The sequence below is a fragment of the Marivita sp. S0852 genome, assembly GCF_046591575.1.
Lineage (GTDB): Bacteria > Pseudomonadota > Alphaproteobacteria > Rhodobacterales > Rhodobacteraceae > Marivita.
In genome coordinates this window covers 439,519-463,657 of record NZ_JBIQWA010000001.1, presented here as the reverse complement: position 1 = coordinate 463,657, position 24,139 = coordinate 439,519, and the positions used below count along the sequence as shown (strand labels likewise).

The 24,139-nt window shown below is 56.2% G+C and carries 25 protein-coding genes; 12 read left to right on the top strand and 13 right to left on the bottom strand.

Features of this window, described 5'->3' with window-relative positions; translation table 11 throughout:
* Positions 1-8: 8 nt before the first annotated feature.
* Complete coding sequence (locus tag ACG74X_RS02320) at positions 9-380, top strand: histidine triad nucleotide-binding protein (RefSeq protein WP_411232448.1); 372 nt, start codon at positions 9-11, stop codon at positions 378-380.
* A gap of 14 nt (positions 381-394) precedes the next feature.
* On the opposite strand, the gene ACG74X_RS02315 is transcribed toward ACG74X_RS02320, so the two are convergent.
* Positions 395-1,312, bottom strand: a complete 918-nt coding sequence (locus ACG74X_RS02315; RefSeq protein ID WP_411232447.1) for an ABC transporter ATP-binding protein — start codon at positions 1,310-1,312, stop codon at positions 395-397.
* Between the two features lie 76 nt (positions 1,313-1,388).
* Between ACG74X_RS02315 and ACG74X_RS02310 the strand changes: the two genes are divergently transcribed.
* Positions 1,389-1,574, top strand: a complete 186-nt coding sequence (locus ACG74X_RS02310) for a zinc-finger domain-containing protein (RefSeq protein WP_411232446.1) — start codon at positions 1,389-1,391, stop codon at positions 1,572-1,574.
* 25 nt (positions 1,575-1,599) lie between these two features.
* On the opposite strand, the gene ACG74X_RS02305 is transcribed toward ACG74X_RS02310, so the two are convergent.
* Positions 1,600-2,232, bottom strand: a complete 633-nt coding sequence (locus ACG74X_RS02305) for a hypothetical protein (RefSeq protein WP_411232444.1) — start codon at positions 2,230-2,232, stop codon at positions 1,600-1,602.
* A gap of 65 nt (positions 2,233-2,297) precedes the next feature.
* Between ACG74X_RS02305 and polA the strand changes: the two genes are divergently transcribed.
* Positions 2,298-5,102: a DNA polymerase I gene (gene polA / locus ACG74X_RS02300; RefSeq protein WP_411232443.1), complete on the top strand. Its 2,805-nt coding sequence runs from the start codon at positions 2,298-2,300 to the stop codon at positions 5,100-5,102.
* Between the two features lie 150 nt (positions 5,103-5,252).
* On the opposite strand, the gene ACG74X_RS02295 is transcribed toward polA, so the two are convergent.
* A complete protein-coding gene (locus tag ACG74X_RS02295; protein WP_411232441.1) occupies positions 5,253-6,245 on the bottom strand; it encodes an adenosine kinase in 993 nt (330 codons plus the stop codon).
* Positions 6,242-6,886, bottom strand: coding sequence for an endonuclease III (nth, locus tag ACG74X_RS02290; protein ID WP_411232439.1), 645 nt, complete (start codon positions 6,884-6,886; stop codon positions 6,242-6,244). Before nth ends, ACG74X_RS02295 begins: the two co-directional genes overlap by 4 nt.
* Positions 6,887-7,006: 120 nt before the next feature.
* On the opposite strand from nth, the gene ACG74X_RS02285 reads away from it, so the two are divergent.
* The 3 genes from ACG74X_RS02285 to ACG74X_RS02275 all read left to right on the top strand — a co-directional run bounded on the left by ACG74X_RS02285 (position 7,007) and on the right by ACG74X_RS02275 (position 9,328).
* Positions 7,007-7,858, top strand: coding sequence for a methylated-DNA--[protein]-cysteine S-methyltransferase (locus ACG74X_RS02285; protein ID WP_411232875.1), 852 nt, complete (start codon positions 7,007-7,009; stop codon positions 7,856-7,858).
* 125 nt (positions 7,859-7,983) lie between these two features.
* A complete protein-coding gene (locus tag ACG74X_RS02280; protein WP_411232437.1) occupies positions 7,984-8,652 on the top strand; it encodes an OmpA family protein in 669 nt (222 codons plus the stop codon).
* A gap of 121 nt (positions 8,653-8,773) precedes the next feature.
* Positions 8,774-9,328: an NADPH-dependent FMN reductase gene (locus tag ACG74X_RS02275; RefSeq protein WP_411232436.1), complete on the top strand. Its 555-nt coding sequence runs from the start codon at positions 8,774-8,776 to the stop codon at positions 9,326-9,328.
* Here ACG74X_RS02275 and ACG74X_RS02270 read toward each other — a convergent pair whose 3' ends face one another.
* Complete coding sequence (locus tag ACG74X_RS02270) at positions 9,329-10,018, bottom strand: sugar transferase (protein WP_411232435.1); 690 nt, start codon at positions 10,016-10,018, stop codon at positions 9,329-9,331. It lies immediately after the preceding gene.
* Between the two features lie 906 nt (positions 10,019-10,924).
* On the opposite strand from ACG74X_RS02270, the gene ACG74X_RS02265 reads away from it, so the two are divergent.
* The 6 genes from ACG74X_RS02265 (at position 10,925) to ACG74X_RS02240 (ending at position 14,686) form a co-directional block, all read left to right on the top strand.
* Positions 10,925-11,539: a ribonuclease D gene (locus ACG74X_RS02265; protein WP_411232434.1), complete on the top strand. Its 615-nt coding sequence runs from the start codon at positions 10,925-10,927 to the stop codon at positions 11,537-11,539.
* Positions 11,540-11,558: 19 nt separating this feature from the next.
* A complete protein-coding gene (locus tag ACG74X_RS02260; RefSeq protein WP_411232432.1) occupies positions 11,559-12,152 on the top strand; it encodes a hypothetical protein in 594 nt (197 codons plus the stop codon).
* The gene (locus tag ACG74X_RS02255; RefSeq protein ID WP_411232431.1) at positions 12,152-12,634 is read left to right on the top strand and encodes an LptA/OstA family protein; all 483 of its coding nucleotides are present in this window, start codon (positions 12,152-12,154) and stop codon (positions 12,632-12,634) included. Before ACG74X_RS02260 ends, ACG74X_RS02255 begins: the two co-directional genes overlap by 1 nt.
* Complete coding sequence (lptB, locus tag ACG74X_RS02250; protein WP_411232429.1) at positions 12,634-13,392, top strand: LPS export ABC transporter ATP-binding protein; 759 nt, start codon at positions 12,634-12,636, stop codon at positions 13,390-13,392. Before ACG74X_RS02255 ends, lptB begins: the two co-directional genes overlap by 1 nt.
* A 223-nt stretch (positions 13,393-13,615) precedes the next feature.
* Positions 13,616-14,179 carry a ribosome hibernation-promoting factor, HPF/YfiA family gene (gene hpf, locus ACG74X_RS02245; RefSeq protein ID WP_411232427.1) on the top strand — a complete coding sequence of 188 codons (564 nt, stop codon included), beginning with the start codon at positions 13,616-13,618 and terminating at the stop codon, positions 14,177-14,179.
* A 42-nt stretch (positions 14,180-14,221) separates the two neighbouring features.
* A complete protein-coding gene (locus ACG74X_RS02240) occupies positions 14,222-14,686 on the top strand; it encodes a PTS sugar transporter subunit IIA (RefSeq protein WP_411232426.1) in 465 nt (154 codons plus the stop codon).
* A gap of 12 nt (positions 14,687-14,698) precedes the next feature.
* Here the strand turns inward: ACG74X_RS02240 and ACG74X_RS02235 are convergent, their stop codons facing one another.
* The 8 genes from ACG74X_RS02235 to cysQ form a co-directional block, all read right to left on the bottom strand.
* Positions 14,699-16,138: a sulfotransferase family 2 domain-containing protein gene (locus ACG74X_RS02235; RefSeq protein WP_411232425.1), complete on the bottom strand. Its 1,440-nt coding sequence runs from the start codon at positions 16,136-16,138 to the stop codon at positions 14,699-14,701.
* A gap of 3 nt (positions 16,139-16,141) precedes the next feature.
* On the bottom strand, positions 16,142-17,848 hold the full coding sequence (locus tag ACG74X_RS02230; protein WP_411232424.1) for a beta-1,6-N-acetylglucosaminyltransferase: 1,707 nt from the start codon (positions 17,846-17,848) through the stop codon (positions 16,142-16,144).
* Complete coding sequence (locus ACG74X_RS02225) at positions 17,845-18,777, bottom strand: glycosyltransferase family 2 protein (protein WP_411232422.1); 933 nt, start codon at positions 18,775-18,777, stop codon at positions 17,845-17,847. Before ACG74X_RS02225 ends, ACG74X_RS02230 begins: the two co-directional genes overlap by 4 nt.
* A gap of 121 nt (positions 18,778-18,898) precedes the next feature.
* Positions 18,899-20,137, bottom strand: coding sequence for a glycosyltransferase family 4 protein (locus tag ACG74X_RS02220; RefSeq protein ID WP_411232420.1), 1,239 nt, complete (start codon positions 20,135-20,137; stop codon positions 18,899-18,901).
* Entirely contained in the window at positions 20,097-21,077 is a 981-nt protein-coding gene (galE, locus tag ACG74X_RS02215; protein WP_411232419.1) for a UDP-glucose 4-epimerase GalE, read from the bottom strand. The genes ACG74X_RS02220 and galE overlap by 41 nt, the downstream gene beginning before the upstream one ends.
* 3 nt (positions 21,078-21,080) lie before the next feature.
* On the bottom strand, positions 21,081-21,971 hold the full coding sequence (gene galU, locus ACG74X_RS02210; protein WP_411232418.1) for a UTP--glucose-1-phosphate uridylyltransferase GalU: 891 nt from the start codon (positions 21,969-21,971) through the stop codon (positions 21,081-21,083).
* 107 nt (positions 21,972-22,078) lie between these two features.
* Complete coding sequence (locus ACG74X_RS02205; RefSeq protein WP_411232874.1) at positions 22,079-23,326, bottom strand: glycosyltransferase family 2 protein; 1,248 nt, start codon at positions 23,324-23,326, stop codon at positions 22,079-22,081.
* An 8-nt stretch (positions 23,327-23,334) separates the two neighbouring features.
* On the bottom strand, positions 23,335-24,138 hold the full coding sequence (cysQ, locus tag ACG74X_RS02200) for a 3'(2'),5'-bisphosphate nucleotidase CysQ (protein WP_411232417.1): 804 nt from the start codon (positions 24,136-24,138) through the stop codon (positions 23,335-23,337).
* Position 24,139 lies beyond the last annotated feature (1 nt).

Sequence of the window (24,139 nt, the reverse complement as noted above, 5' to 3'; positions counted from 1 at the left end):
GCAGTGCCATGGCCTATGTCTATGACGATCAAAACATCTTTGCCAAAATCCTTCGGGGTGAAATTCCCAATGACACGGTTTTGGAAACCGAACACACCCTGGCGTTTCGGGATATCCAACCGCAGGCTCCGGTTCATGTGCTGGTGATCCCGAAGGGGCCTTATGTCTGCTATGATCACTTTGCTCAGGCGGCAAGCGATGCCGAAATTGTCGATTTCACCCGCGCAGTTGGCCAAATCTGCAAAAGCGAAGGTCTGCAAGAGGGCGGGTATCGCGTCATTTCCAACGCCGGTGATGCCGGCGTCCAGGAGGTGCCTCATTTGCATCTTCATGTTCTTGGCGGTCGCGGCCTTGGGCGCATGCTACAGCCTGCATCGTAGTATGCGCGCCGCGGTCAGGCGGTGCGGGTCAATGACAGGAACACATCCTCAAGATCGGCTTGTTCTGTTCTGACATCCCTTATGCGGACGCCATTGTCGCGCAGCAGTGACAGCACATCTTCGGCCGAGGTTTGTTGCGCCCGATAGGACACGGCCAATGATCCGTCTTCGCGGGTTGTGACGCCAATTCCGTCGGCGTCGGGCAAACCTGTGACGGGGGATTCCGGCTGGATGATCATCGTCTTCGCGTCCAGCTGACCCAAAAGGTTTCGCGTGCTGTCCCGAGCCACCACTTCGCCGTGGTTGATGATGGCGATTTCGTCGCACATTTCCTCGGCTTCCTCTAGGTAATGCGTGGTCAGGATAATGGTCATCCCGCTGTCTTTGTTCAACTTTCTGACATTGGTCCAAAGCATCTGCCGCAGTTCGATGTCCACACCCGCTGTGGGTTCGTCAAGAACCAGAACATGCGGGGTGTGAACCAACGCCTTGCCAAGCAACAACCGCCGCCGCATGCCGCCGGACAGGGTCCGGGCATAGGCTTCGGCCTTGTCGGTCAGGCCAACCAGTTCGAGGATCTCGTCAGAGCGGCGTTCGGATTTGGGGACGCCATAAAGTCCCGCCTGAACCTCTAGCGCGCCGCGGGGCGTGAAGAACGGGTCGAGGTTCAGTTCCTGAGGCATGACCCCGATGGAGGCCCGCGATTGTCTGGGGTTCACATCCTGATCCCATCCCCAGATGGTCACCTTACCTGCGCTTTTTGTCACAAGGCCCGCAAGAATGTTGATGAGCGTCGATTTCCCGGCACCGTTTGGTCCCAACAAGCCGAATACAGACCCCTGAGGCACCGTCAGGTCGACATTTTTCAACGCTTCCTTGCCGCCTTTATAAGTTTTTTTCAGACCCTCAATCCGAATGGCATCCTGTGTCATTGCTGTCTCTTGCTCCACGCCTCATGTCCGCATACACCGCCCCTAGTGGAAAACGCCAACGAAGGAAACGCATCTGATGACGACGCAAGCGCCCGAAACCAAGATCGTGGACAGCTATCGCATCTCTTGTGATGGGGGCGAGGGGGCTTTGGGCCACCCGCGCGTCTGGCTGCAGATCCCGCCCGAGCAGGGCTGGGTGGAATGCCCCTATTGCGATGCGAAATACATCCACAAGGATCATTCAGACCCGGCTGATACCTGACCGGGGGTGCTTCGGCGGTGCCCGTTTAGCTGATTGGAATTGGCGCGGGACCGCAGGGTAAAACGGGTGTCTGATCATCCGGCCCGGTAAGAAACATCAAAACCTTTTCGCCTGACCAGACGGTGATGTCGCGATCAAGCGTGTCTTTTCCGCTGCCGATCACGGTGCCCGTTTCATTATCCAGCGTGTGATAGATCACGTTTGCTTTGACATCATTGTCGCACTGCAAGCTTGCGCGCCCGGGTTTGTTTGGTCCACCGGCAACCCAATTGCCCTGACAGGCGGTCCCGTCATTCAGATGCCCGACGACAATCCCGGTGTCCCAGCCATGTGCCTGCCCGTCAAAATAGACACCTTCTGTTCCAAGGCAGGCCAGCGCCCGGACACAATTCGTTTGATCGTAGGGCACATTCACGCAGTCGGGCAAAGCATCGCGCTGCGGTGTTTCGGGCGTCAAATCGTGAAGCTGTAGCGTGTCGTTTGCAGCGGCACCCGTTGCCAAGCCCACAACACATCCAAGACTGACCAGCATTTTCATACGCCATCCTTTGTTTCGCACCGCCAACGTGATCCATCCTGCACCGGAAGGCGACAGCATGTTCCGATAAAAACCGCCATACAGCGCAGATCGGCAGTGATCTGCCGATACGCCGGTCATCGGTTCACTCTGGAACCCACGCGCGGTCCGTGGCACACCGGGTCAAACCAAAGAGGGCGCGCGACATGGCATTTGGCAAAGGACATCACCTTCACCTGATCGACGGCTCTGCCTTTATCTTTCGGGCGTATCACGCATTGCCGCCGCTGACCCGCAAGTCAGACGGATTGCCGATCGGGGCTGTGTCGGGCTTTTGCAACATGCTTCAGCGCTATGTCGAAGGAAACCATGGTCCTGACGCCCCCACGCATGTCGCGGTGATTTTCGACAAGGGCAGCCACACCTTTCGGAACGACATGTACGACCAATACAAAGCCAACCGCGAGGCCATGCCCGAAGATCTGCGCCCACAGATCCCGTTGACACGTCGGGCGACCGAAGCGTTCAACATCGCGTGCGAGGAATTGGAGGGCTACGAGGCAGACGACATCATCGCGACCTTGTCGGTTCAGGCGCGTGATGCGGGCGGCCGCGTCACGATCATCAGTTCTGACAAAGATCTGATGCAGCTGGTCGGGAACGGTGTTGAAATGCTTGACGCGATGAAGAACCGCCGCATCGACCGCGACGGTGTGTTCGAGAAATTCGGCGTCTATCCGGACCGTGTTGTCGATGTTCAGGCGCTTGCTGGCGACAGCGTCGACAATGTTCCCGGCGCGCCGGGGATCGGGATCAAAACGGCGGCGCTGTTGATCAATGAATACGGCAGCCTTGAAGATCTGCTTGATCGCGCGGGGGAGATCAAACAGCCCAAGCGCCGCGAAACCCTGATCGACAAACGCGACCAGATCGAGCTGTCAAAAAAGCTGGTCATGCTTGACACGCAAACGCCACTGGACTTCACGCTTGATGATCTTGAAGTGCGCGACCCCGATCCTGACAAGTTGATGTCGTTTCTTGCCGAAATGGAGTTCCGCACCCTGACCAAGCGCATCGCCGAGGCGCTTGAGGTCGACGCGCCCGTCATCGAAGACACGACGCCGGAAGGGGCCAACCCCCCATCGGGTGACGCGCCAGAGCTTCCTGCGATGGACCCGGACACCTATGAATGTGTCCGCGATCTTGATGCGCTTCAGACGTATATTGATGCCGCCAATGAACGCGGCTGGGTGGCGTTCGATACAGAAACCACCGGGCTGAACGACATGACCGCCGATTTGGTCGGAATTTCGCTCTGCATAGAGCCGGGAACGGCGTGTTACATCCCGCTTGGCCATAAGGCAGAAGGCGGCGAGGGTCTTTTTGGCTCGGATGCTCTTGCCGATGGTCAAATCCCGCTTGCCGACGCGCTCGCCGCTCTCAAGCCGTTGCTTCAAGATCCTGCGGTGATCAAAATTGGTCAGAATATGAAGTACGACACCAAAATCATGTCGCGCTATGGTGTCGAGGTTGCACCCATCGACGACACGATGCTGATGTCGTACGCGATGAATGCAGGGCTTCACAGCCACGGGATGGACACGCTGAGCGAACGCTACCTCGGGCACAACACGATCCCGATCAAGGATCTGTTGGGCACCGGCAAATCCCAGATCACCTTTGACCGCGTGCCCATCGACAAAGCCACCCGCTATGCGGCCGAAGATGCCGAAATCACCCTGCGGCTGTGGCGGATTTTCAAACCGCAATTGCATCAGGTCAAAGTTACCCGCGTTTATGAGACGATGGAACGCCCTTTGGTCCCAGTGCTGGCACAGATGGAGCGCAACGGCATCAAGGTGGACCGCGATACCTTGTCCCGCATGTCGAACGCGTTCAGCCAAAAGATGGCTGGTCTTGAAGATGAAATTTATGGTCTGGCGGGCCGCAAATTCAACGTGGGAAGCCCCAAACAGCTGGGTGAAATCCTGTTTGACGAAATGGGGCTAGAGGGCGGCAAGCGCGGCAAGACCGGGGCCTATGCCACGGGCGCGGACGTTCTTGAAGACCTTGCTACAGAACACGAGCTGCCTGCCCGGGTGCTGGATTGGCGGCAATTGAGCAAGCTCAAATCCACCTATACCGACGCCTTGCAGGACCATATCAACCCCGAGACGGGGCGCGTGCATACGTCTTATTCCATCGCCGGCGCCAATACGGGGCGGCTTGCCTCGACCGATCCGAACCTGCAAAACATCCCGATCCGATCCGAAGAAGGCCGCCGCATCCGCGAGGCGTTTGTGGCGGAAGAGGGCAAGACACTGGTTGCGCTGGATTACTCGCAGATTGAACTGCGCATCCTTGCCCATATCGCTGACATTCAGGCGTTGAAAGACGCGTTTCGCGACGGACAGGACATTCACGCAGCCACCGCATCCGAGATGTTCAATGTACCGTTGGACGAGATGACCCCCGAGGTGCGGCGTCAGGCCAAGGCGATTAATTTTGGCGTGATTTATGGCATTTCCGGCTTTGGACTTGCCCGCAACCTGCGCATTCCGCGCGCCGAAGCGCAGGGGTTTATCGACCGATATTTCGAACGCTTCCCCGGCATCAAGGATTACATGGATGCGACCACGAAATTCGCCAAGGAACACAACCGTGTCGAGACCCTCTTTGGCCGCGTGATCCACACACCGGAGATCAACGCCAAGGGTCCCCGTGCTGGTTTTGCCAAGCGCGCGGCGATCAACGCGCCCATTCAAGGCACCGCCGCAGACATCATCCGCCGCGCGATGGTCCGGATGCCGGACGCGATTGCCGATTTGCCTGTCAGGATGCTGCTGCAGGTGCATGATGAATTGCTGTTCGAGGTCGAGCAGGGAGCCGAGGACGATGTGATCAAGGTGGTGCGTGAGATCATGGAAAGTGCCGCAGACCCGGTGATCAGGCTTGACGTACCTTTGGTTGCCGATGCGGGGCAGGGGGCAAACTGGGCCGAGGCGCACTGACGGTGGACGAGATTTAAAATCTCGTCCCAAGGCTCTTGAAAGAGCCTTTCGCCCCGGGTCATTTCGGTGGTGAAATCTTAAAGGCTATTAACGGTTACCCATGGGTAACCGTTAAAATGCGTTAACTACTAGCGATCGGATCAACGGCGGTCAGATCAACCCGCTTGCCCGGAACAGGTCTTGCAAGCTGGCCTCTGGTCGCGGCCCGATATGCGAGATCACTTCGCCAGCGGCGGTGCATCCCATGCGCCCGCATGTTTCCATGTCCCGACCTGTCGCCAAACCGTAGAGGAACCCGGCGGCAAACTGGTCGCCCGCGCCGGTGGCGTCGACCGGCACAACCTTGTCCACGGGGATATCCGTGCGCACACCGTTATAGATGATCGACACACCGTTACCCGAGCGGGTGCAGACCACCAAAGGGCAAATCGCGGCAACCGCGTTCAGGTCGGCTTCCAGATCATCGTTTTGATACAGGGACATGATCTCGGCCTCATTGCCGATGACATAATCCATTTCGTGTGCGATCAGGTTCAGAAAATCATCCCGGTGCCGTTCCACACAAAACGGATCGGAGATGGCGATGCCGGCCTTGCCGCCGGCGGCGCGGCAGGTGCGGGCGGTTCGGATAAAGGCGTCTTTGCCTTTGTCCTTGTCGAATAGATAACCTTCGAGAAACACCACTTCGGCCTCTGCCGCGACATCTTTGGAAACATCCTCTGGTCCCAGCTCGGCCGAGATGCCCAGATAGGTGTTCATCGACCGCTCGCCATCCGGCGACACAAAGATCATTGAGCGGGACGTGGGCAATTCGCCCCCCGCAACCGGTGCGTTTACGAAAGATGTGCCGTCCTTTTCCATCGCGTCTGCGTAAAAGCGCCCCAGCGCATCGTCATGCACGCGCCCGATGAAACCTGTGCGCAGCCCCAGATTGCCCAGCCCGGCAAGGGTGTTTGCCACAGATCCTCCGGGCGTCTGCACCCGATCTTCCATCGCCGAATAAAGCGTTTCGCCGCGTTCGCGTTCCACAAGTTGCATGATGCCCTTCTGGATGCCCATCAGGTCCAGAAACGTGTCTTCGGCACGCGCAATCACATCGACCACGGCGTTTCCGATGCCAACAACTTGGTATGTCTTGTTCATTCGGTTTTGTCCTCGAATTGACAGAGATCGCGGATCAGGCAGGCTCCGCATTTGGGTTTGCGGGCGACACAGATGTAACGCCCGTGCAGGATCAGCCAATGATGGGCGTGCTGCTGAAAATCGACCGGAATGTTGTCTTCTATGGCGCGTTCAACCGCCACCACATCCTTGCCGGGGCAGATACCCGTGCGGTTGCCGATGCGGAAGATATGTGTGTCCACCGCCTGTGCGGGATAGTGCCACCACATATTCAACACGACATTGGCTGTTTTGCGCCCGACGCCGGGCAGGCTTTGCAGTGCGGCGCGTGAATTGGGCACCTCGCCGTCATAGTGCTCGACCAGAATACGGCTGAGTTTGATGACGTTTTTGGCTTTGTTGCGGTAGAGACCGATTGTCTTGATATGCTCAATCAGCCCTTCTTCGCCAAGCGCAAGCATCTTTGCCGGTGTATCGGCGATCTTGAACAGCTCTTTGGTGGCTTTGTTCACCCCGGCATCGGTGGCCTGCGCCGACAAGGCCACGGCGACGACTAGCGTGAACACGTTCACATGCTCAAGCTCGCCTTTGGGTTCGGGTTCGGCGGCCTGAAAACGGGTGAAAATTTCGCGGAGGGTGTGATACTCAAGTTGCTTGGCCATATGACCCCATATGCCGCGCGCATCCCCGAGGGGCAAGCAATGAACTTGCGCAGGTTTCGGGTCGATCGCGGATGGGGCGATGGGCTAGATCTGCGAAAGACGATCAGAAAGGGCCGCCATATGCCAGACCTCGCAGAAGAGACCCAAGGGTACCATTTCAATGTCATGCGCCGTGCGCTTGATGTCATAGATGCGCAAGGCCCGTCCGTGTCGCTTGATGCGCTTGCCGCGGAGATGAATATGAGTGCCGCGCATTTCCAGCGCGTTTTTTCCCGCTGGGTTGGTGTGAGCCCGAAACGGTATCAACAGTACCTTACGCTGGGCCATGCCAAGACGCTTTTGTCCGAGCGGTTCACAACCCTGGAAACTGCGCATTCTACCGGCCTGTCGGGTGGTGGGCGGTTGCATGATCTTTTCCTGAGGTGGGAGGCGATGAGCCCGGGGGAATTTGCCAGGAAGGGCGACGGGCTCACGATATACTGGGGCTGGTTCGATAGCCCGTTTGGCCCGGCCTTGGTTATGGGAACGGACAAAGGTTTGTGCGGTATCGGGTTCACCTCTGAATGTACCAACGATGACGCCTGGAATGATCTTGCGCAGCGTTGGCCCGAGGCGCGCTATGTCGAAAACCGGGACAAACTGCGCGCCTGGGTCGATACGGCGTTTGGGGCAAAGGACGCGCCGACGCCTCTTTTCATGATCGGTGCCCCATTTCAGATCAAGGTGTGGGAAGCGCTGATGCGCGTGCCGTCGGGCCATGTGACCACCTATTCCGAGATCGCCGAGTTCATCGGCCATCCCAAAGCGGTGCGGGCGGTTGGCACGGCGGTCGGGCGCAATCCGATCAGTTTTCTGATCCCCTGCCACCGCGCGTTGCGGAAATCCGGGGGGTTGGGCGGATACCACTGGGGTCTTCCGGTCAAGCGCAGCATCCTTGCCTGGGAGGCGGCGCGCGTGGATGCAAAGGTCTGAAGGCCGCCGGATGCGCGGAAAGATGCCGATTTGATCGGGACATGCAGCATTCGACTTGGTATGTTATCGCATAGCAGCGCCTGGACCCATACACTCGGGCGCAGCAATTAAAGAGGCAAACCAGCATGATCCTTTCCAGACTTTCCCTTCCCATCGCGCTGTGCGGCGCGCTTGTTCTTTCGGCTTGTACCCAAGGCGGGTTCAGTGATCCGAACGATCCCAACCGCCAGACCAAGCAAGGTGCTGCCATTGGCGCAGGCGTTGGTGCGCTTGCTGGTATCCTTGCCGGGGATGATGCCGAAGAGCGTCGCCGTGGGGCGGTGATCGGTGCCGTGGTCGGCGGGGCCGGAGGTGCACTCATCGGGAACCAGCTTGACAAGCAAGAGGCCGATCTTCGCGCGCAGCTTGGCAATGACAACGTGACGATCCGCAACACGGGTGACCGTTTGATCGTGACGCTGCCGCAAGACATTCTGTTTGCAACAGACAGCGCAAGCCTGCGCCCTGATCTGCAGCGCGAGCTGCGTGTCGTCGGGCAGAACCTTGTTGCCTATCCTGACACCACGATTCAGGTTGTTGGTCACACCGACAATACCGGCGATGCGGGCTACAACCTTAATCTGTCCCAGCGGCGGGCGCAGTCGGTTGCGCGGATTCTGATGAACGAAGGTGTTCCGTCGTTCCGCATTCAAAGCATTGGGCGCGGCGAGGATCAGCCCATTGCGAGCAACCTGACACCAGAAGGTCGCGCGCAAAACCGCCGGGTCGAGATTGTGGTTCTGCCAAACGCGTAAATCGCCAGGACGGCGTGACATTCAAAACCCGCGTCTTTCGGCGCGGGTTTTTTTGTGGTTGCTCCGTCTTGCCATTTCATGCGTCCACTCCAGGTCTGACGCGACAGATCAGGAGAAGAGAATGAGTGAATTCAAACTACTCGGCTTGTGCGGATCGTTGCGCCGCGCGTCGACAAACCGCTTGCTGATGCAGGAAGCCGCGCGGCGGTTTGGCCCGGCAAATTTTGTCGAAGGCGATATTCGTTTCCCGCTTTATGATGGTGACCTGGAAAGTGACGCTGGCATTCCGCCTGCGGTGCAGCTTTTGGCGGACCAGATTGCCGATGCGGATGCGGTGATCGTCGCGACGCCCGAGTATAACAAAGGGATATCCGGGGTTCTTAAAAATGCGTTTGACTGGATCAGTCGTACGGCCGGTACGCCATGGCTTGGCAAGCCTGTTGCGCTGATGTCAGCCACAGCCGGCCGCGCAGGAGGAGAACGCACGCAGAATATGACACGGCTGTGTCTTGCGCCGTTTCGTCCGTTGGTTGTTGCAGGTCCAGAGGTTTTGGTTGCCGCCACGGCCAAGCAATGGGCAGAAGACGGCACCCTGACCAATGCGATCAACGCAAAGGCGTTGGATGAATTGATGAAAGACCTGCGGACGGCTGCACGTCTTAACCGGGGTGAATGATCAGCAACCTGTGCCTTTGGTTACAACGCTGACGGTTTTCCACATCACCGACACATCCTGGGCAAGGGTCACCTTGTCCAGGTAGTCTGCGTCATAGGTTGCGCGATCTGCAAAGCTGCTCTCGTGACGCTCTGAGATCTGCCAGAACCCGGTCAGGCCGGGACGCAGCGCGTAATAGGCCGCGCCGGGATACATGGCTTGCTGGTTCACCAGCATCGGACGGGGACCGACAATGGACATGTCACCGGTCAGGACATTGAAAAGCTGCGGCAGCTCATCAAGGGATGTTTTCCTAAGAATGTGACCAACTTTGGTGATCCGTGGATCATTGCGAAGCTTTTGGTTGTGGGCCCACTCGGCCCGGGCTGCGGGGTTTTCGGCAAGATGCTTTTCCAATGCTTTATCCGCATTGGCCACCATGGTGCGCAGCTTCCACATCTTGAAGGTCTTGCCGAAGCGCCCGACGCGCATCTGGCTGTAAAACGGTGACCCACCATCGCGTGCAATCAAAACTGCGCAAACTGCAAGGACAATAAGGACCGGCACAGCGGCCATCAGCACAAGCACAATATCGAAGATGCGTTTGGCGTGTTTGCGGTAGAAGCCTTTGGCTTCTGGCTTGGAAAACGCTGAATTAACCAGTGTTTCAATTTCAGTGCCCGGCAGCGGATGGCGAATTTGAAGCGTCATTTGATCACCTTTGACCCTGTGTGCAGGGGTCCGGTGCTTCACTGCGATTGGCATGCAAAAGCTGGTTGCTTGCTGCGCGCTGCAACAAACATTTGTGTCGGGACATACCCGTTTTTCAGACTTTTAGATTACTCGGCAGATTTCAGCAGACGAACCCTTAGCGACCCCTTTGTAGGCAGCACTAACCCCCAAGTGCCAAACTCGAAAAAAGGCAGGAATGTGGCCTGCCAGAACATGGCACGTTTATGGCCATGTGCCTCATTTAGGTCAACTTTCAGACGAGAGGAGAACCAAAGCGTGTAGCTGATTGTCGGAATCTACTTTAAGGAGATTGATGCACCAGCGGGTTTTCGCACTATTTCTGACAGGGATCACTTTTTCCAAAATGTGGGCAATCTTCCGCCTATGGGCGAGTGACCGCTTAATCGGTTGCCAGAAGTCCTTATTAGACTTCGAGGTTCGTTTCTAAAAATGGTTATATTTCGTAAAGAGACGCTGCGTCACAAAGTGAATTCGCAAAGATTAGTCCTTTATTCGCAATCAATCTGTATATTTTTGTTCGATTATTTCGGCGGGCGAAACAGTGCCGCGCGGGCTGATAAAAATCGGTTAAGACTCGATTGCGCACGATCTGGCAACAATTTCGGGGTCGTCAATCAGAAATTTCGACCCTGTGTCGCGCCGGACGCGCCTGTAGATCTGCGAAAAACCGCCGATCACGACTTGTAATATATTGAAACATTATAGGCGGAATTTGGTCAAGACTGTGTTGGCCGCCGCCGCAATTTAGGTCGAATCATGTCCAATTTGGCAGAATCGGGAAAAACTGAGGCAAAGATGGACAGGTTGCGCCACATTCGGGGACGGTCTATCTCCGGGCTTTAACTTCAGACGAAAGCGCCTCTTATGTCTCATCTCGTTTATGCACGCGATCTGCCCGATGATCTGGACTTGGGACATGAAGTGGCGATTGATTGTGAGACGATGGGCCTGCATCCGCATCGGGACCGGTTGTGCGTTGTGCAGCTGTCCAGCGGGGATGGCACCGCGCATCTGGTCCAGATCGAAAAGGGCCAGACCTCGGCCCCAAATCTGGAAAAGTTGTTGGCAGACCCAAAGGTGCTGAAGCTGTTTCACTTTGGCCGGTTTGATATCGCCGCTTTGTATCACGCGTTCGGAGTGGTGACCGCGCCGGTTTACTGCACCAAAATTGCAAGCAGGCTGGTGCGCACGTATACGGATCGTCACGGGCTCAAGGTTTTGCTGCAGGAACTGGTGGGCGTCGATATTTCCAAACAGCAACAATCCAGCGACTGGGGGGCCGACACGCTAAGTCAGGCTCAGGTCGATTATGCCGCGTCTGACGTTCTTTATCTGCACAAGCTTCGGGATGCGTTGCAGGCCATGCTCGAACGCGAGGATCGTGCCGAAATTGCACAGACCTGTTTTGACTTTTTGCCGACGCGGGCGAAGCTTGATTTGATGGGGTGGCCGGACACTGACATCTTCGCGCACTCATAGGTCTGTCATGGGCCGCGGCATGTATTCCCGCCTTATTGCATGGCTCAAACTTCTTTTGCCGCTGGCGGCTTTGGCGCTGCTGTCGACCATATTTCTGTATTCCCGCAATCCAGACCCGATTTCGGTGATCCCGGTTCTGACGGATGGCAGTGACCCCAGCCAGGGTGAACAGGTGGGTAAACCCTTTTTTGCCGGGACAACCGAAGCCGGGCACGCCCTGACCCTGTCGGCCCGGCGCGCGCGCGCACAAGATGCGGATGCGTCTGGAATGGTGGCGGATGACCTGCGGGCTGTTATTGATACGGACTCTGGCAGCCGCATTACCATTGACGCCAGGCTGGGCGAAATGGCGGGCAGTGATGAATTGAGACTGCGCGATGGGGTCGTTCTTGAAAGCAGCTCTGGATATACCGTTACGGCGGACGGGCTGAATGCGGCCATCGACCGGGTGGCGATCGAAAGCACATCGCCGGTCGAAGCGGATGGGCCGGGCCTAAGCCTGTCGGCCGGAAAACTGCGGGTCGAAGAAGCTGATACAAGCTCGGACATACAGTTGTTATTCACGGAAGGCGTAAACCTGATATACACACCTCAGCAAACAGAGGCAGAGTAATGATCCGAGTGATAACGGTAGTGGGTGTGCTTGGGTTTGTGACGTCGGTTGCTGCGCAAGGAACAGAAGTCGCATTCGGCACTGTTCAGCAGGACACGTCGCTGCCTGTTGAGGTCAGCGCGGAAACCTTGTCGGTGTCGCAAACGGATGGGTCGGCCCTGTTCACTGGTGATGTTGTGATTGGCCAGGGTGACATGCGCCTGTCTGCACCGAGGGTGCTTGTGTTCTACACGCAGGATCAAACGGGCATCGAGCGGCTAGAGGCGACAGGCGGTGTGACACTGGTGAATGCCGATCAGGCAGCCGAGGCGGACACCGCTGAATATGAGGTGAACCGGGGCACGATCCGCATGGTGGGCAATGTGTTGCTGACGCAAGGCGCCAACACGCTGGTGTCGGATACGATGGATGTGGATCTTGAAAACGGTACGGCCCGGATGAATGGCCGCGTCCGCACCGTGTTCCAGTCCGGTGACGAGTGATGAGCGGTCCGGAACTGACCGTCACTGATGGTGACAGTGGCCTGATCGTCAGTCACTTGCGCAAGAGTTACAAAAAGCGCGTTGTCATTCGCGACGTGTCGCTGTCTGTGCGGCGCGGAGAAGTTGTGGCCTTGCTGGGGCCGAATGGCAGCGGCAAAACCACGTCGTTCTATGCGATTGCCGGGCTGGTGAACCCCGAAGGCGGTCAGGTGAAGATTGATGGGGAGGATGTTACCTATCTGCCGATGTACCGACGTGCGCGCAGGGGCATCGGATATCTGCCCCAGGAAATGTCGATCTTTCGCGGGATGAGCGTTGAGGACAACATCAGTGCGATCCTTGATATCAGTCAACCGGATCGCCAAAGCCGACGGGAGCGTTTGGAAGAGCTGCTTGGAGAATTTTCGATCGAGCATCTGCGCCGCGCCCCGGCGCTGGCGTTGTCCGGCGGTGAGCGACGTCGCGTTGAGATCGCGCGCTGTTTGGCGGCTGATCCGAAATATCTTTTGCTGGATGAGCCGTTTGCCGGTGTTGACCCGATCAGTGTGGGCGACATTCGGCATCTTGTGGCGGACCTTAAAAAACGCGGGATTGGTGTTTTGATCACTGACCACAATGTGCGCGAAACGCTTGAGATTGTGGACCGCGCTTACATCTTGCACGATGGCAAGGTTCTGATGTCCGGGTCACCGGATGAGGTGGTGCGCAACGAAAACGTACGCCGCGTGTATCTAGGGGACAGTTTCCGCATCGGATAATTCCCGCACAACTTGACGTATGTCATTGACACGCGCGCGATGGGGGATTGAAATGAAGCCATGGCGTTTGACCCATCAGACCGTCAGTTCCGAAACCTCCTGCCGCCATAGCCGGATGGTGGAACCTACCGATGATCCCGCCTGATCTCCTTGTTATGCACACGGTCTCCAAATCTGTTCACCCGCGTGTATGTGCAAGGTTAAACAATAAAAAGGATACCCTATGCGTTACCAGATAACCGGCAAACAGATTGATATTGGTGAAGCGCTTCAAACCCATGTGAAGACCGAATTGGAGGCCATGCTGAGCAAGTATTCAGGGCGTCCAACCGATGCGACGGTGGTCTTTTCCAAGAGCGCCCATGAATTTGTTTGTGAGACAGTTGTTCACCTGTCCACGGGTTTAAATGCCAGCGCAAAGGCGCATGCGACTGAAATCTATGCCGCTTTTGACGGAGCTTGTGAAAAAATGGACAAGCAGCTCAGGCGGTATAAGCGGCGCCTGAAAGATCATCACAAGGACCGTACAGAACCAGTTGAACTTATTGGCGCATCTTCATATATCCTCGCCAGTGATGTGGAAACACATCAAGAGGAACCTGAGTCGCTTCAGCCGATTATCGTGGCAGAGATGGAAACCAAAATTCCGTCTTTGACCGTTGGGGAAGCGGTTATGCAAATGGAGTTGGCTGGACTGCCGGTTTTGGTATTCCGCAACGACAAAAAGGACGGTGTAAACGTCGTATATCGCCGCGATGATGGCAACATCGGTTGGATAGACCCGTAGGCGTTAACTGCGGGCGACGTAGGTCCGAAATGTGAGCAGGACATGAACTTCGCAGATTTGTTGAATCCCAAGGCCGTTAAGGCCGTCACAACCGCGTCTAGCAAGAAGCGTCTGATGCACACCATCGCTGATGTTGCAGAGGCGGCTTATGGTATCTCGGCACAGCGTGCTGTCGAGGCTTTGATGGATCGCGAAAGCCTTGGCCCAACCGGTGTGGGCCATGGCGTCGCGCTTCCGCATGCGCGGCTGGACGGTGTGGACTCTGTTGTCGGCGTCTTCATGCTGCTTGAAAAACCGATTGATTTTGACTCGGTCGACCGCCAGCCCGTTGATGTGATCTTTGCGCTGTTTGCGCCGGAAAATGCGGGCGTCGAACATCTCAAGGCGCTGGCTCTGGTGTCGCGCACGTTGCGGGATCAGAGTTTTTGCACCAAGCTTCGGGCAAATCCGGACGCAGCGACGCTGCATACGATCATCACCGAAGCCGCATCTGTTCAAGCCGCATAACGAAATCCCCGCTTAGGCGGGGATTTTTGCATCGTAATCCGAAAAGCCAAGCATCATATAATCGCGCGCATAGGCGTCGCGGGCAAGCTTTTCGAGCTGCGGGTCATAGATCGCATCAAGCTGCGGATGAGGCTGATCCTGTTCGGCCGGCACTGGGGGTGTCTTGTCGAGACCCGCGCGCTGTGCAATGTCGTGCAGGGCAGGCTCTAGATCCGCTTCGCGGATCAGACGGTCAGGCAGGCAGAAATCCGACATGCCTTGAAGGCAGGACACCTGGCTGGCCCAATGCGCATCCACGCGGATGCTGGTTTGACCATTAAGATTGGCGCGCAGGAATTTTAAGAAGCCTTCAAACGCGGATTTATGCGCATCAAGGTCATAGCCCGCATCGCTCTGGTCTTCGGGAAGATCAAGCCCGTGAACACGTATCAGATGGTTGCGGATCATTGAAAAGCTTCCGGGCCCAGTGCCAAGGATTTTTCCGCAAAACGCAGCATGCGCGCGCGCAAGGGGGTGCCGCAACACTGTGAAACGCTGATGCCCCGGGTTGTCCTGCATCCAGCCTCTGAGCGTTTTTTGATTGAATTTGCCCAACAGGTCAGACCCATCGCCGTCAATCGCCTGCATCCAGGCCGTGACCCGATCCTCGGGGCCCGAGCGGATCGGCAAGTACAACAGCGCGTGATGTCGGCACGCCTTGTAAGAGGGAACAACAGGTCCGCGCCTGGGTTCGAAATTCGGCGTTCGCGTCAGATCGAAATGGTCCAATCCACGCAAGGCAACGCTCATCTGGTCGTAATTCGCGACCTTTTCGGACAGGGGCTGGGGGTTTTGTGGCTTGAGCTTGCTTTCAAAGGCGTCAGGCACCGTGGGCACACCCAGCCATTGGGCCAATCCGGTTAACACGTCCGCATCATGAAGATCATCATACCCGATATAGAAGGCGGTTTGCCCGGTTGCTTGCAGGCTGTGCATAATATCAAGCTGGAAGGCCTGACTGCGTCCGACATGGCGTTCGAATTCGTGGATATCGAAATGCGCCTGTGCTTTCTTGCGGTTTTTGACGTTGGTGAGTTTCCATTGATCTGTCGCGCGCGCGATTTTCAGGCTGATGTAGCTGTCGAGCGGATTGCGCGTCAGAATGATCTTGGCACAGCTTTCATCGGTGAGGATGGCTGGCAAGATGCGGGGATCATGATCGTGAAAGAACCGAAACCCGTTCAGTTCGTCACCCTGATTGCGGAGCGTTCTTAGCAAGCGGTCCGGATTGTCTTCGCGTTGCGCCTGGGTGACGCCAAGGATGTCGGTGCTGTTCGGGTATCCGATGAAATTTGGGTTAAACGCCTCACCATGACAGGTGAGGCCGGGTATTTGATTGAGATAGTCTTCCAGCAGGTTCGACCCGGTGCGCATATCCGCAAAGACGACAAAATTCGTGAAGCGGGCGGGCACGGCTTATCGCTTTACCAGATAGGGGCGGGGGCGTTGCGTCTGCCGGGTTGGCGTTTGCGCGATGGGATCGGCCGGAAAATCGCCCATAAGATAGGGGTGCATGCCCTGGTTCTTGAGATTTTGAAGAAACTGACCGAACCCGGTCAGGTCTACCATCATCGGTGCCTCAGTCAGGCGTCGGTTGGGTTGGAACCCGATCTCGTCCACGATCACCTGGATGGCTTCCATCGGACTTTCGATGAATTCAGCCATTGTCCAGATGCGTTTTCGGCATTTTGAATAGGGGGATCGCAACGCATCCAGCATTTCGGTTTCGATCTTCTGAAGCTGTGCAGCCTCGCGGCGCAGGTCGCCAAAGGTTCTGTTGGACTGAAAAAGTGGTATTGCCCACGCTCCGCTTATCACAGAGACCTGCGCATTCGGGTCTTTGGCGATGTCCCACATGACGTGCCGAGTGCTGTTTGGACCGGTTTGAAAACACTGGCGTTCCCCACGCGTATTCCAAAGCAAATTGGTCAGAAACATCTTAGGATCGTAATCGCGCAAGGTTGCGTTGTCAGATAAAGACCCGTTCATAACGGTTTGCCCATCAGCAAAATGCGCCCGGTCCGGTGCGAATAAATGCCCATGCACGCGCGCGCCCGTTACCTGAGACAGCCAGGGTTCGAAATCGGTGAAAAGCTCGGTAAAGCCTTGAAACACCGAATATTTCGCGGCGGTGACGCCATTTTCCCAATCCTCGTTGGGATATCGGCTTTGCATATACAGCCCCGGACGGCCACGGGTTCTGCGATCAACGGCTTTTGCGAAAATCCGATCAATCTTGCCCGGGTTGGGTTCCTGCAAGCTCAGCTCTCCGGGTTTCGGGGTCAGGAAGGTTTCGTATAACCGATCTGCATACGGCCAGATCTTGCGCGCCACGAAACAATCAGACCGGCGCAAAAGCTGAAGGTGGTCATCATAAAAAATATGAGGTTTTCCCTGAAAATCGAACTTCGACAGCGTCAGGGATCGGCTGACGATATTTGTTGAATAGAGCCGCGACAGGGTTTGAAAATAGCTTTCGTCGGGAATCCAGACATGCCGGAAATACCGGTCATATGTTGTGCGCTTGGGGTCTTGCAGGATCGAAGACAGCGTCTGCCGGGTGAGGCACCACCACTGGCTCCCCATATGTGGGACAAGGGCGTCGGGGATTTTTCGCTTGTATCCAAACTTGCGCTGCAATTCGACAAAGCGGTCAAAAAGGTAGCGGTTGCGCCGCCAGGAAAACGGAAACCGCATCGTGAACCGTTCTTCATCCAGCCCGCCGACAGTCCAGGGCACATCCGCGGTTGTGGCGCTTTCGATATGGTCGGTTTTGGGCCGCGCCTTGAGATAGTCGATCAACTCCTGAACCGGGCGCAGGGGCAGACACGCGCCCGATGTAAGGTAAACGTGGCTGACCTCTTCGAATTCAGACAGCATCAGTTCGCTTGCGTCCTGACTGGCGGCGACCAATCCCCACGATCCCCAATCACAGCGATGGCGGCGCGAGAAGCGGATCAGGGGATCGTCACTCAGGCGCTGGGTAAAGATCTTGTAACGCTTGTTCGACACCATCTGATCGACATGGATTACAACCGGACACCCGGCTTTGGTCCAATGACGCGCGATTTCTTCGGCGCGATGCAGCGCCGTGTGGGCCAGCATGATGATGCCGATGCTCATGCCCAGTTCCCCATCGACATCAGACCGAGGATTTCAAGCTGACGCCAGTTGATGTATTTTTCGGACCATTTGCACCACAGTTCCGGATTGTCCTGCAGCGCGCTGGCATAAGCGACGTATTCAAGGCTGCCGGCATAGTGTTCGCGGCGCTTTAGCTCTTCCATTGCCTTTTCGTTGAAGGTGCTGAGGAACTTCGTGTGCAGCAACGCACCCGATGCTTTTTCCCCGCCCCATTCGTCATAGACATAGTTCAGACCGCGCGGCAGCAGCATATGGGTGGAGCTGGTATAGACATACCGGTTGTGCCACTTGACCAGTGGGATCTTGTTCAACGCCGGTGCAGCTTCGGGGCGATCTGCAAAGAACACGCGCGCACGCGGGCCGCCCTGTATCCACAGATTGCCAAGCAGGTGATTGCGTTTGAGCGTGTAGTTCCCGGAATCAAACCACGAGGCGATCTCCAGCGGGTTTTGACCCGCCTGATAGGGCACCGCATCAATTCTGCCCTTGGGATACATATCCAGCAACATCGCGCTGAAGGATCGGATCGACGACGCCTCTAGCCAGTCGGTCAGCGCGGGCAACGGGCGCGAGTCGCAGAACGGGTAGACGAAAAATTCATCGGGATCGACCGTCAGACACCAGTGATCATGGCCGTATTTCCGCAACAGCCAGTTGATCCAGTCCATGCCAAACCGGGATCGTTTATAGCTTTTGCGTGTATGCCAGACCGACACATCCGGCTGCTGCGCCAGCAATTCAGACGTGCCATCGGTGCTGTCATTGTCGACAAACAGGAAATGGGACACGCCCATGTCACGGTAGTATTTGAGGAAATACGGAAGGCGCACCCCTTCGTTACGCAGTGTGCAAAACAAAAGGATGTCGGTTTTGCGAATTTGGCTGGTGCGATTGGCAACAGGTTTCATCTCGCGGCGTTTGCGAAACGCGCGAATCCTCCAGCGTTTTCGCTGAAGCCGAAGCCCATATCTTTGCACCACGCTCAATGGTCAGCTTTCTTTGCCTGCGGACGCACCACATGCGGGGATATCAAAGTCGTGTAAACAGTTGGTTGAAATGTCCCTGCCAACTGGGGACGTGGATTGCCCCTTGCCTATACTGCTCACCGCTTTGGCCCCGATGTCTGTGCATCAGTTGCTCGATTTTGTTGCGCCAAGAGTAGCGATCTGATTCGCCTGCGTAAATAGGGTATTCTTTCAACAGTTCTTTGAAGACAGACAGCGGGTTGCAGACAAGTGGAACATTCAGCTGTGCTGCCTCGAATGCGGGGTAACCAAATCCTTCTGCTAGGCTTGGGAACAGCAGACCATTGCTGTGCTTCAAAAGTGCCCACATTTCTGAATCTGCAAGGTTTGGGCATTCGTGAATATTGGCTGGTTTTTGATCAAGCCGCTTGAACAGATCGGTGTTCAGCCAGCCGCGTTGACCAATCAGAATAAGATGCGGATCAGTGGGTCCGTCATAGTCCGCCCAAAGGTCGAGTAGAAAACCGATATTTTTGCGCGGTTCCAGCGTTCCGATGGCCACAAAATAGGGCTGATCCGACCAAAGCCCGGCAGGCGGTTGACCGATCTCAATGTCAGGGATGCCCGGCAGAACAACATGCACATGATCGACCGCAATCGTCGGTGCATGCCGAAGAATGTCGCGTCGGGTGGCGTTGGAATTGCACAACACAATGTCCGCATTGCGCGCAACTTTGGTCAGGAAGCGTTTGAACTTGATCCGGGCGTGCCCGGTCTGTGTGTCCGGCCAATCCAGCGGGATTGTATCATGCACATAAGCCAGCCACCGCATCCTGTTGCAGCTTTGCACCGCATGGATGACCCGGTCGGTCACATTGGTTTGCCCGACATTCATGTAAACAGACCCCTCCGGTAAATGCCGTTGTAGCATCTGTCGCAACCGGGACGGTGTTGCGCGATCAAGGGCCAGTTTGCGCAGACCGGTCTCGACCACTGCGCGCGCCATATCGGTGCGTCGCACAACGCGGGACATCAAATCCCGCCGGTGCCACATCGCCTGTTTGCTGTGTTCCAAAAGTGCAGCGCACCCATTCTGGTCAAGAAGCAGATATCCGAGTTTTGTCCGGACCAGACCGTAAAGAGCTGTGTCGCAGGCAATCAGATGTTCCAGATATGCCCGTTCAATCCGGTCGATCCCCGTGGCCCGTTTTCGCGCCCGGCTCACCGTTCTGGTGAGATCAAGCAAATGCGCAGAGGCCGGGCTATTGACGATAGTCGGCAACTTGATGCCAGCGCCACGCATCTTCGATCATCTGGGCCATGGTCGATTTTCGCGGCGTCCATTTCAGTTCGTCTTCGGCGCGCCGTGATCCCGAGACAAGCTTGATCGCGTCACCAGCCCGGCGTGCGCCGATGTTGGTTGGAACCGTTCTGTTGGTGACCCGATTGGCCGAGCCGATGACGTCGCGGACCGAAAACCCCGAACCTGTCCCAAGATTGAACGCGCGACTGCCTTTGCCGTCCAGCAACCAGTGAAGGCCAAGGATATGGGCGTCCACCAGGTCGGACACATGCACATAATCGCGGATACATGTGCCGTCATGGGTTGGGTAATCCGTGCCATAGATCGTGACGTGATCCCGTTCTCCGGCGACAGTATCAAGCACGATTGGGATCAGATGCGTTTCAGGTCTGTGGAATTCCCCGATTTCGGCGTCAGGGTCGGCGCCGGCGACGTTGAAATACCGGAAAATGACGTGTCTCAGGCCAAAGGTTGTTTCAAAATCCTCAAGCATCCGCTCTACCGCCTGTTTCGAGGCACCATAGGCATTTATTGGGTGTTGCGGTGTGTTTTCATCAAGAACGACATCGTCCTGATCGCCGAATGTTGCGCAGGTCGAGGAAAACACGATGTCCAGACACCCATGCGCGACAGCCGTTTCAAACAGGTTAAGCGAACCAAGCACATTGTTGCGCCAATACAAACCGGGCTTTGCCATCGCCTCATCAACACGGCTTAGCGCGGCAAAATGCAGAACAGCGCGTGGCGCATGGTCTTGAAACGCACGTTCAATCGAAGATTTGTCAGTCAGATCGCCCTCAACGAGCGGTCCGAACTGAACAGCATCGCGCCAACCGGTGGAAAGGTTGTCAAAAGTGACGGGTGTATAGCCCGCGTTTGCAAGAGCCTTGCAGGCATGCGACCCGATGTAGCCTGCTCCGCCGGTGATGAGGACTTTCATGGATTACTCTGCCGCGCTTTCGATCTGCATGACAGAATCGAGGAAACCGCGCAGATCGTCTTTCAGATCGTCACGGGCCAACCCGAATGCCACAGTGGCCTGCAAAAACCCCGCCTTTGAGCCACAATCGAACCGTTGGCCGCGGAAGCGATACCCGTACACGCCAGTTTTGTCGATTTCCTGTGCAATGGCATCGGTCAGTTGGATTTCCCCACCTGCGCCGGTTTTCTTTTTGTTGAGGTTTTTAAGAACGGCAGGGTTAAGTATGTACCGCCCGATCACAGCTAGGTTCGAGGGCGCGTCATCAACGGCGGGTTTTTCGACCATGCCTTTGACAGAGACCATGGCCCCCATATCGTCTTTGACATCAAGAATACCGTAGCTGGACGTTTGCGTATGGGGAACTTCCATCGCCGCAACCATGTTGCCACCGGTTTCCTCATAAGCTTCGACCATTTGTTGAAGGCATGGCTTTTCGGATGAAATCACATCATCCGGCAGCATCACCGCAAAGGGTTCATCACCAATCAAACGACGCGCGCACCAGACCGCATGACCTAGGCCAAGCGCCTTGTGTTGACGCATATAGGCGATTGCACCGCTGTCCATGTTGGTGGATTTCAGATCTTCCAGGATGTCCATCTTGCCCTTCTTGCGCAATTCCTGTTCGAGCATCGGGGATTGGTCAAAGTAATCCTCAAGCGCACCTTTGCCGCGCGAGGTGATGAAGATGAATTCCTTGATCCCGGCGGCGCGCGCTTCATCGATGGCATATTGAACCAGCGGTCGATCCACCAAGGTCATGATCTCTTTTGGCACAGACTTTGTGGCCGGAAGAAACCGCGTGCCCAAACCAGCGACAGGGAAGACGGCTTTGGTAACTTTGTTTCGCATGTCCTGCTCCTAAACACGCCACATATTTTTCTGGCACATGTCATATGCCACAGATTGCTGGCGCTGAGTATGACATAAGTGGGGAATATATACGAAGTTTTGCATAATTACGCCGATGCGATGTAAGTTGCGCCTGCCTGATACCGGATGCCTTTCAGACGATCCATGATCCGTGCGACTCGCGCTGACCGGGTGCTAAGCTGCACAAGCCGTTCCGTGCGTAGGTCTTTTCCATATATGCCACCCGTATGCCGCCAGACGCCGTCTTCTGTGAACGTGACGCGATGAAATAAGGCGCTGTGCGATAATTCAAAGACGGTGACGCGGTGCCCGTCTTGAACAAGTGCTTGAGCTGCCTCGGTTTTCGAAAAGCTGTGTTCGATCAGATACACGTCCTTGTTCGCAAGCGGATCGAAGCGCGGAATTTCGCGCTGTGTTGTCTGGGATATGGGCGGGGCTTTGCTGAACTCGCGCGTTAGCCCGTCTGAATAGCCATGCTCCAGTTGTTTAAGCAGCCGGTACACATCATCGGGGGTCAAAGATCCGCGTTGCATGTGCCCGAGAAGCCATCTGCGCCGGTCATGGAGCAATGCGGCTTTTGCATCTTGCTGATGGTGCAGGGCAGCATGTTTGCGATGAAACACAGCAGCTGATGCGCCAATTTCCCAGAGGGTTTTGGGAGTGCGGTTTGAGTTTCGAAACCGGCTTTGGGCGGTTCCATGATGCACCACGGCTTTGGGAACAAACGCTGTTCGCGCGCCGGTCTTGGAAATCCGCAAGGTTAGGTCGGTTTCGTCGAGGTAAAATGTGAAGCGTGGATCAAACCCGTTCTGATCCAAAATAGTGTCGCGCCGGAAGGCCATGTTTGTGCCATGCAAACGCGGGACACCGTGTGCGCTGGGCGTGATTTCAATTGGACCAGTTGCGTCGGTTGCGACATCATGTGTTTGTCCGAAATCGTCAACCAGACTTGCGGTATGCTGTATCGAAATCCCGTTGCGGCCAAGGGTGATGCCCCCCGCCTGCGCAATGTCCGTGCCATCAAACGCAGCGGCCAGATGAGTCAGCCATGTTGGTTCGGGAACGGCATCGTCATCAATGAATGCAAGTATTTCGCCACAGGCATGTGAAACACCCAGATTGCGGGCTTTCGAGATGTTCGCCTCGTTGAAATCAACAACCAGCACCGGGCGTTTCAAATCCAGTGCGCGCGCAGTGCTGGCCCCGTCAGGGCAGGCGACAACCACAGTTTCGAACACCGGGTAGTCCATCTGATCAATGGCGATCAAACATCGATGCAACCAGCGAGATCTGTTGTGACTGACAACAATAACAGTGACCGAAAGAGCCGTCACAGCCGGGCTCACACTTTGGACAGCTTTACGCCCGGTGCGGTTGCCACAAAAAACGGATTGGCAAAGGTTGGTTTTCCGTAAGACAGGGGTGCCAGATCATCAAGCCGCAGAACCTGTCCACCGGCCCCCTCTAAAACAGCATGGCCTGCTGCGGTGTCCCATTCCATTGTGCGGCCAAGTCGCGGATAAAAATCCGCTTCTCCGGTCGCGACCAAACAGAATTTTAGCGACGATCCCGCGCTTTTGCTGTCTTTGACGGCATATTGGTTGATGTAGTCATCGGTTGCCTGATCCCGGTGCGATTTGGACGCGACAACCATGAGGGCCGACATGTCAGGAGAAGACACATGTATCGGCACCAGCTGCCCAACTGTTTCGGTGTCAAAAGGGCCTGTTTCTTCCACGCTTTGGCCATCGCCGCGCGTGTAGAAAAGCCGGTTTTTTGCCGGGGCATAGACGATGCCGCGTGTTGGTTGCCCGTTTTCGACCAAGGCGATGTTCACCGTAAAATCGCCGCGACGGTGGATGAATTCCTTGGTTCCATCCAAAGGGTCCACGATCAGAAAATCGCGCACATCCAGACGATGTGTCTCTGATTGCTCTTCTGTGACCAGCGCGATGTCGGGGAAGGTTTTGCGCAGACCCTCCGAGATCAAAGCATCGGCCGCTTCGTCAGCTTCTGTCACCGGGCTGCTGTCTGATTTGGACCGGACATCGAAATCATCGGACTGGTAAATCTCCATGATCCGATCCCCTGCTTCAAGCGCCAACCGGCGCAATGTTTGCATCAATGCATCATAGTCCACAGCCATC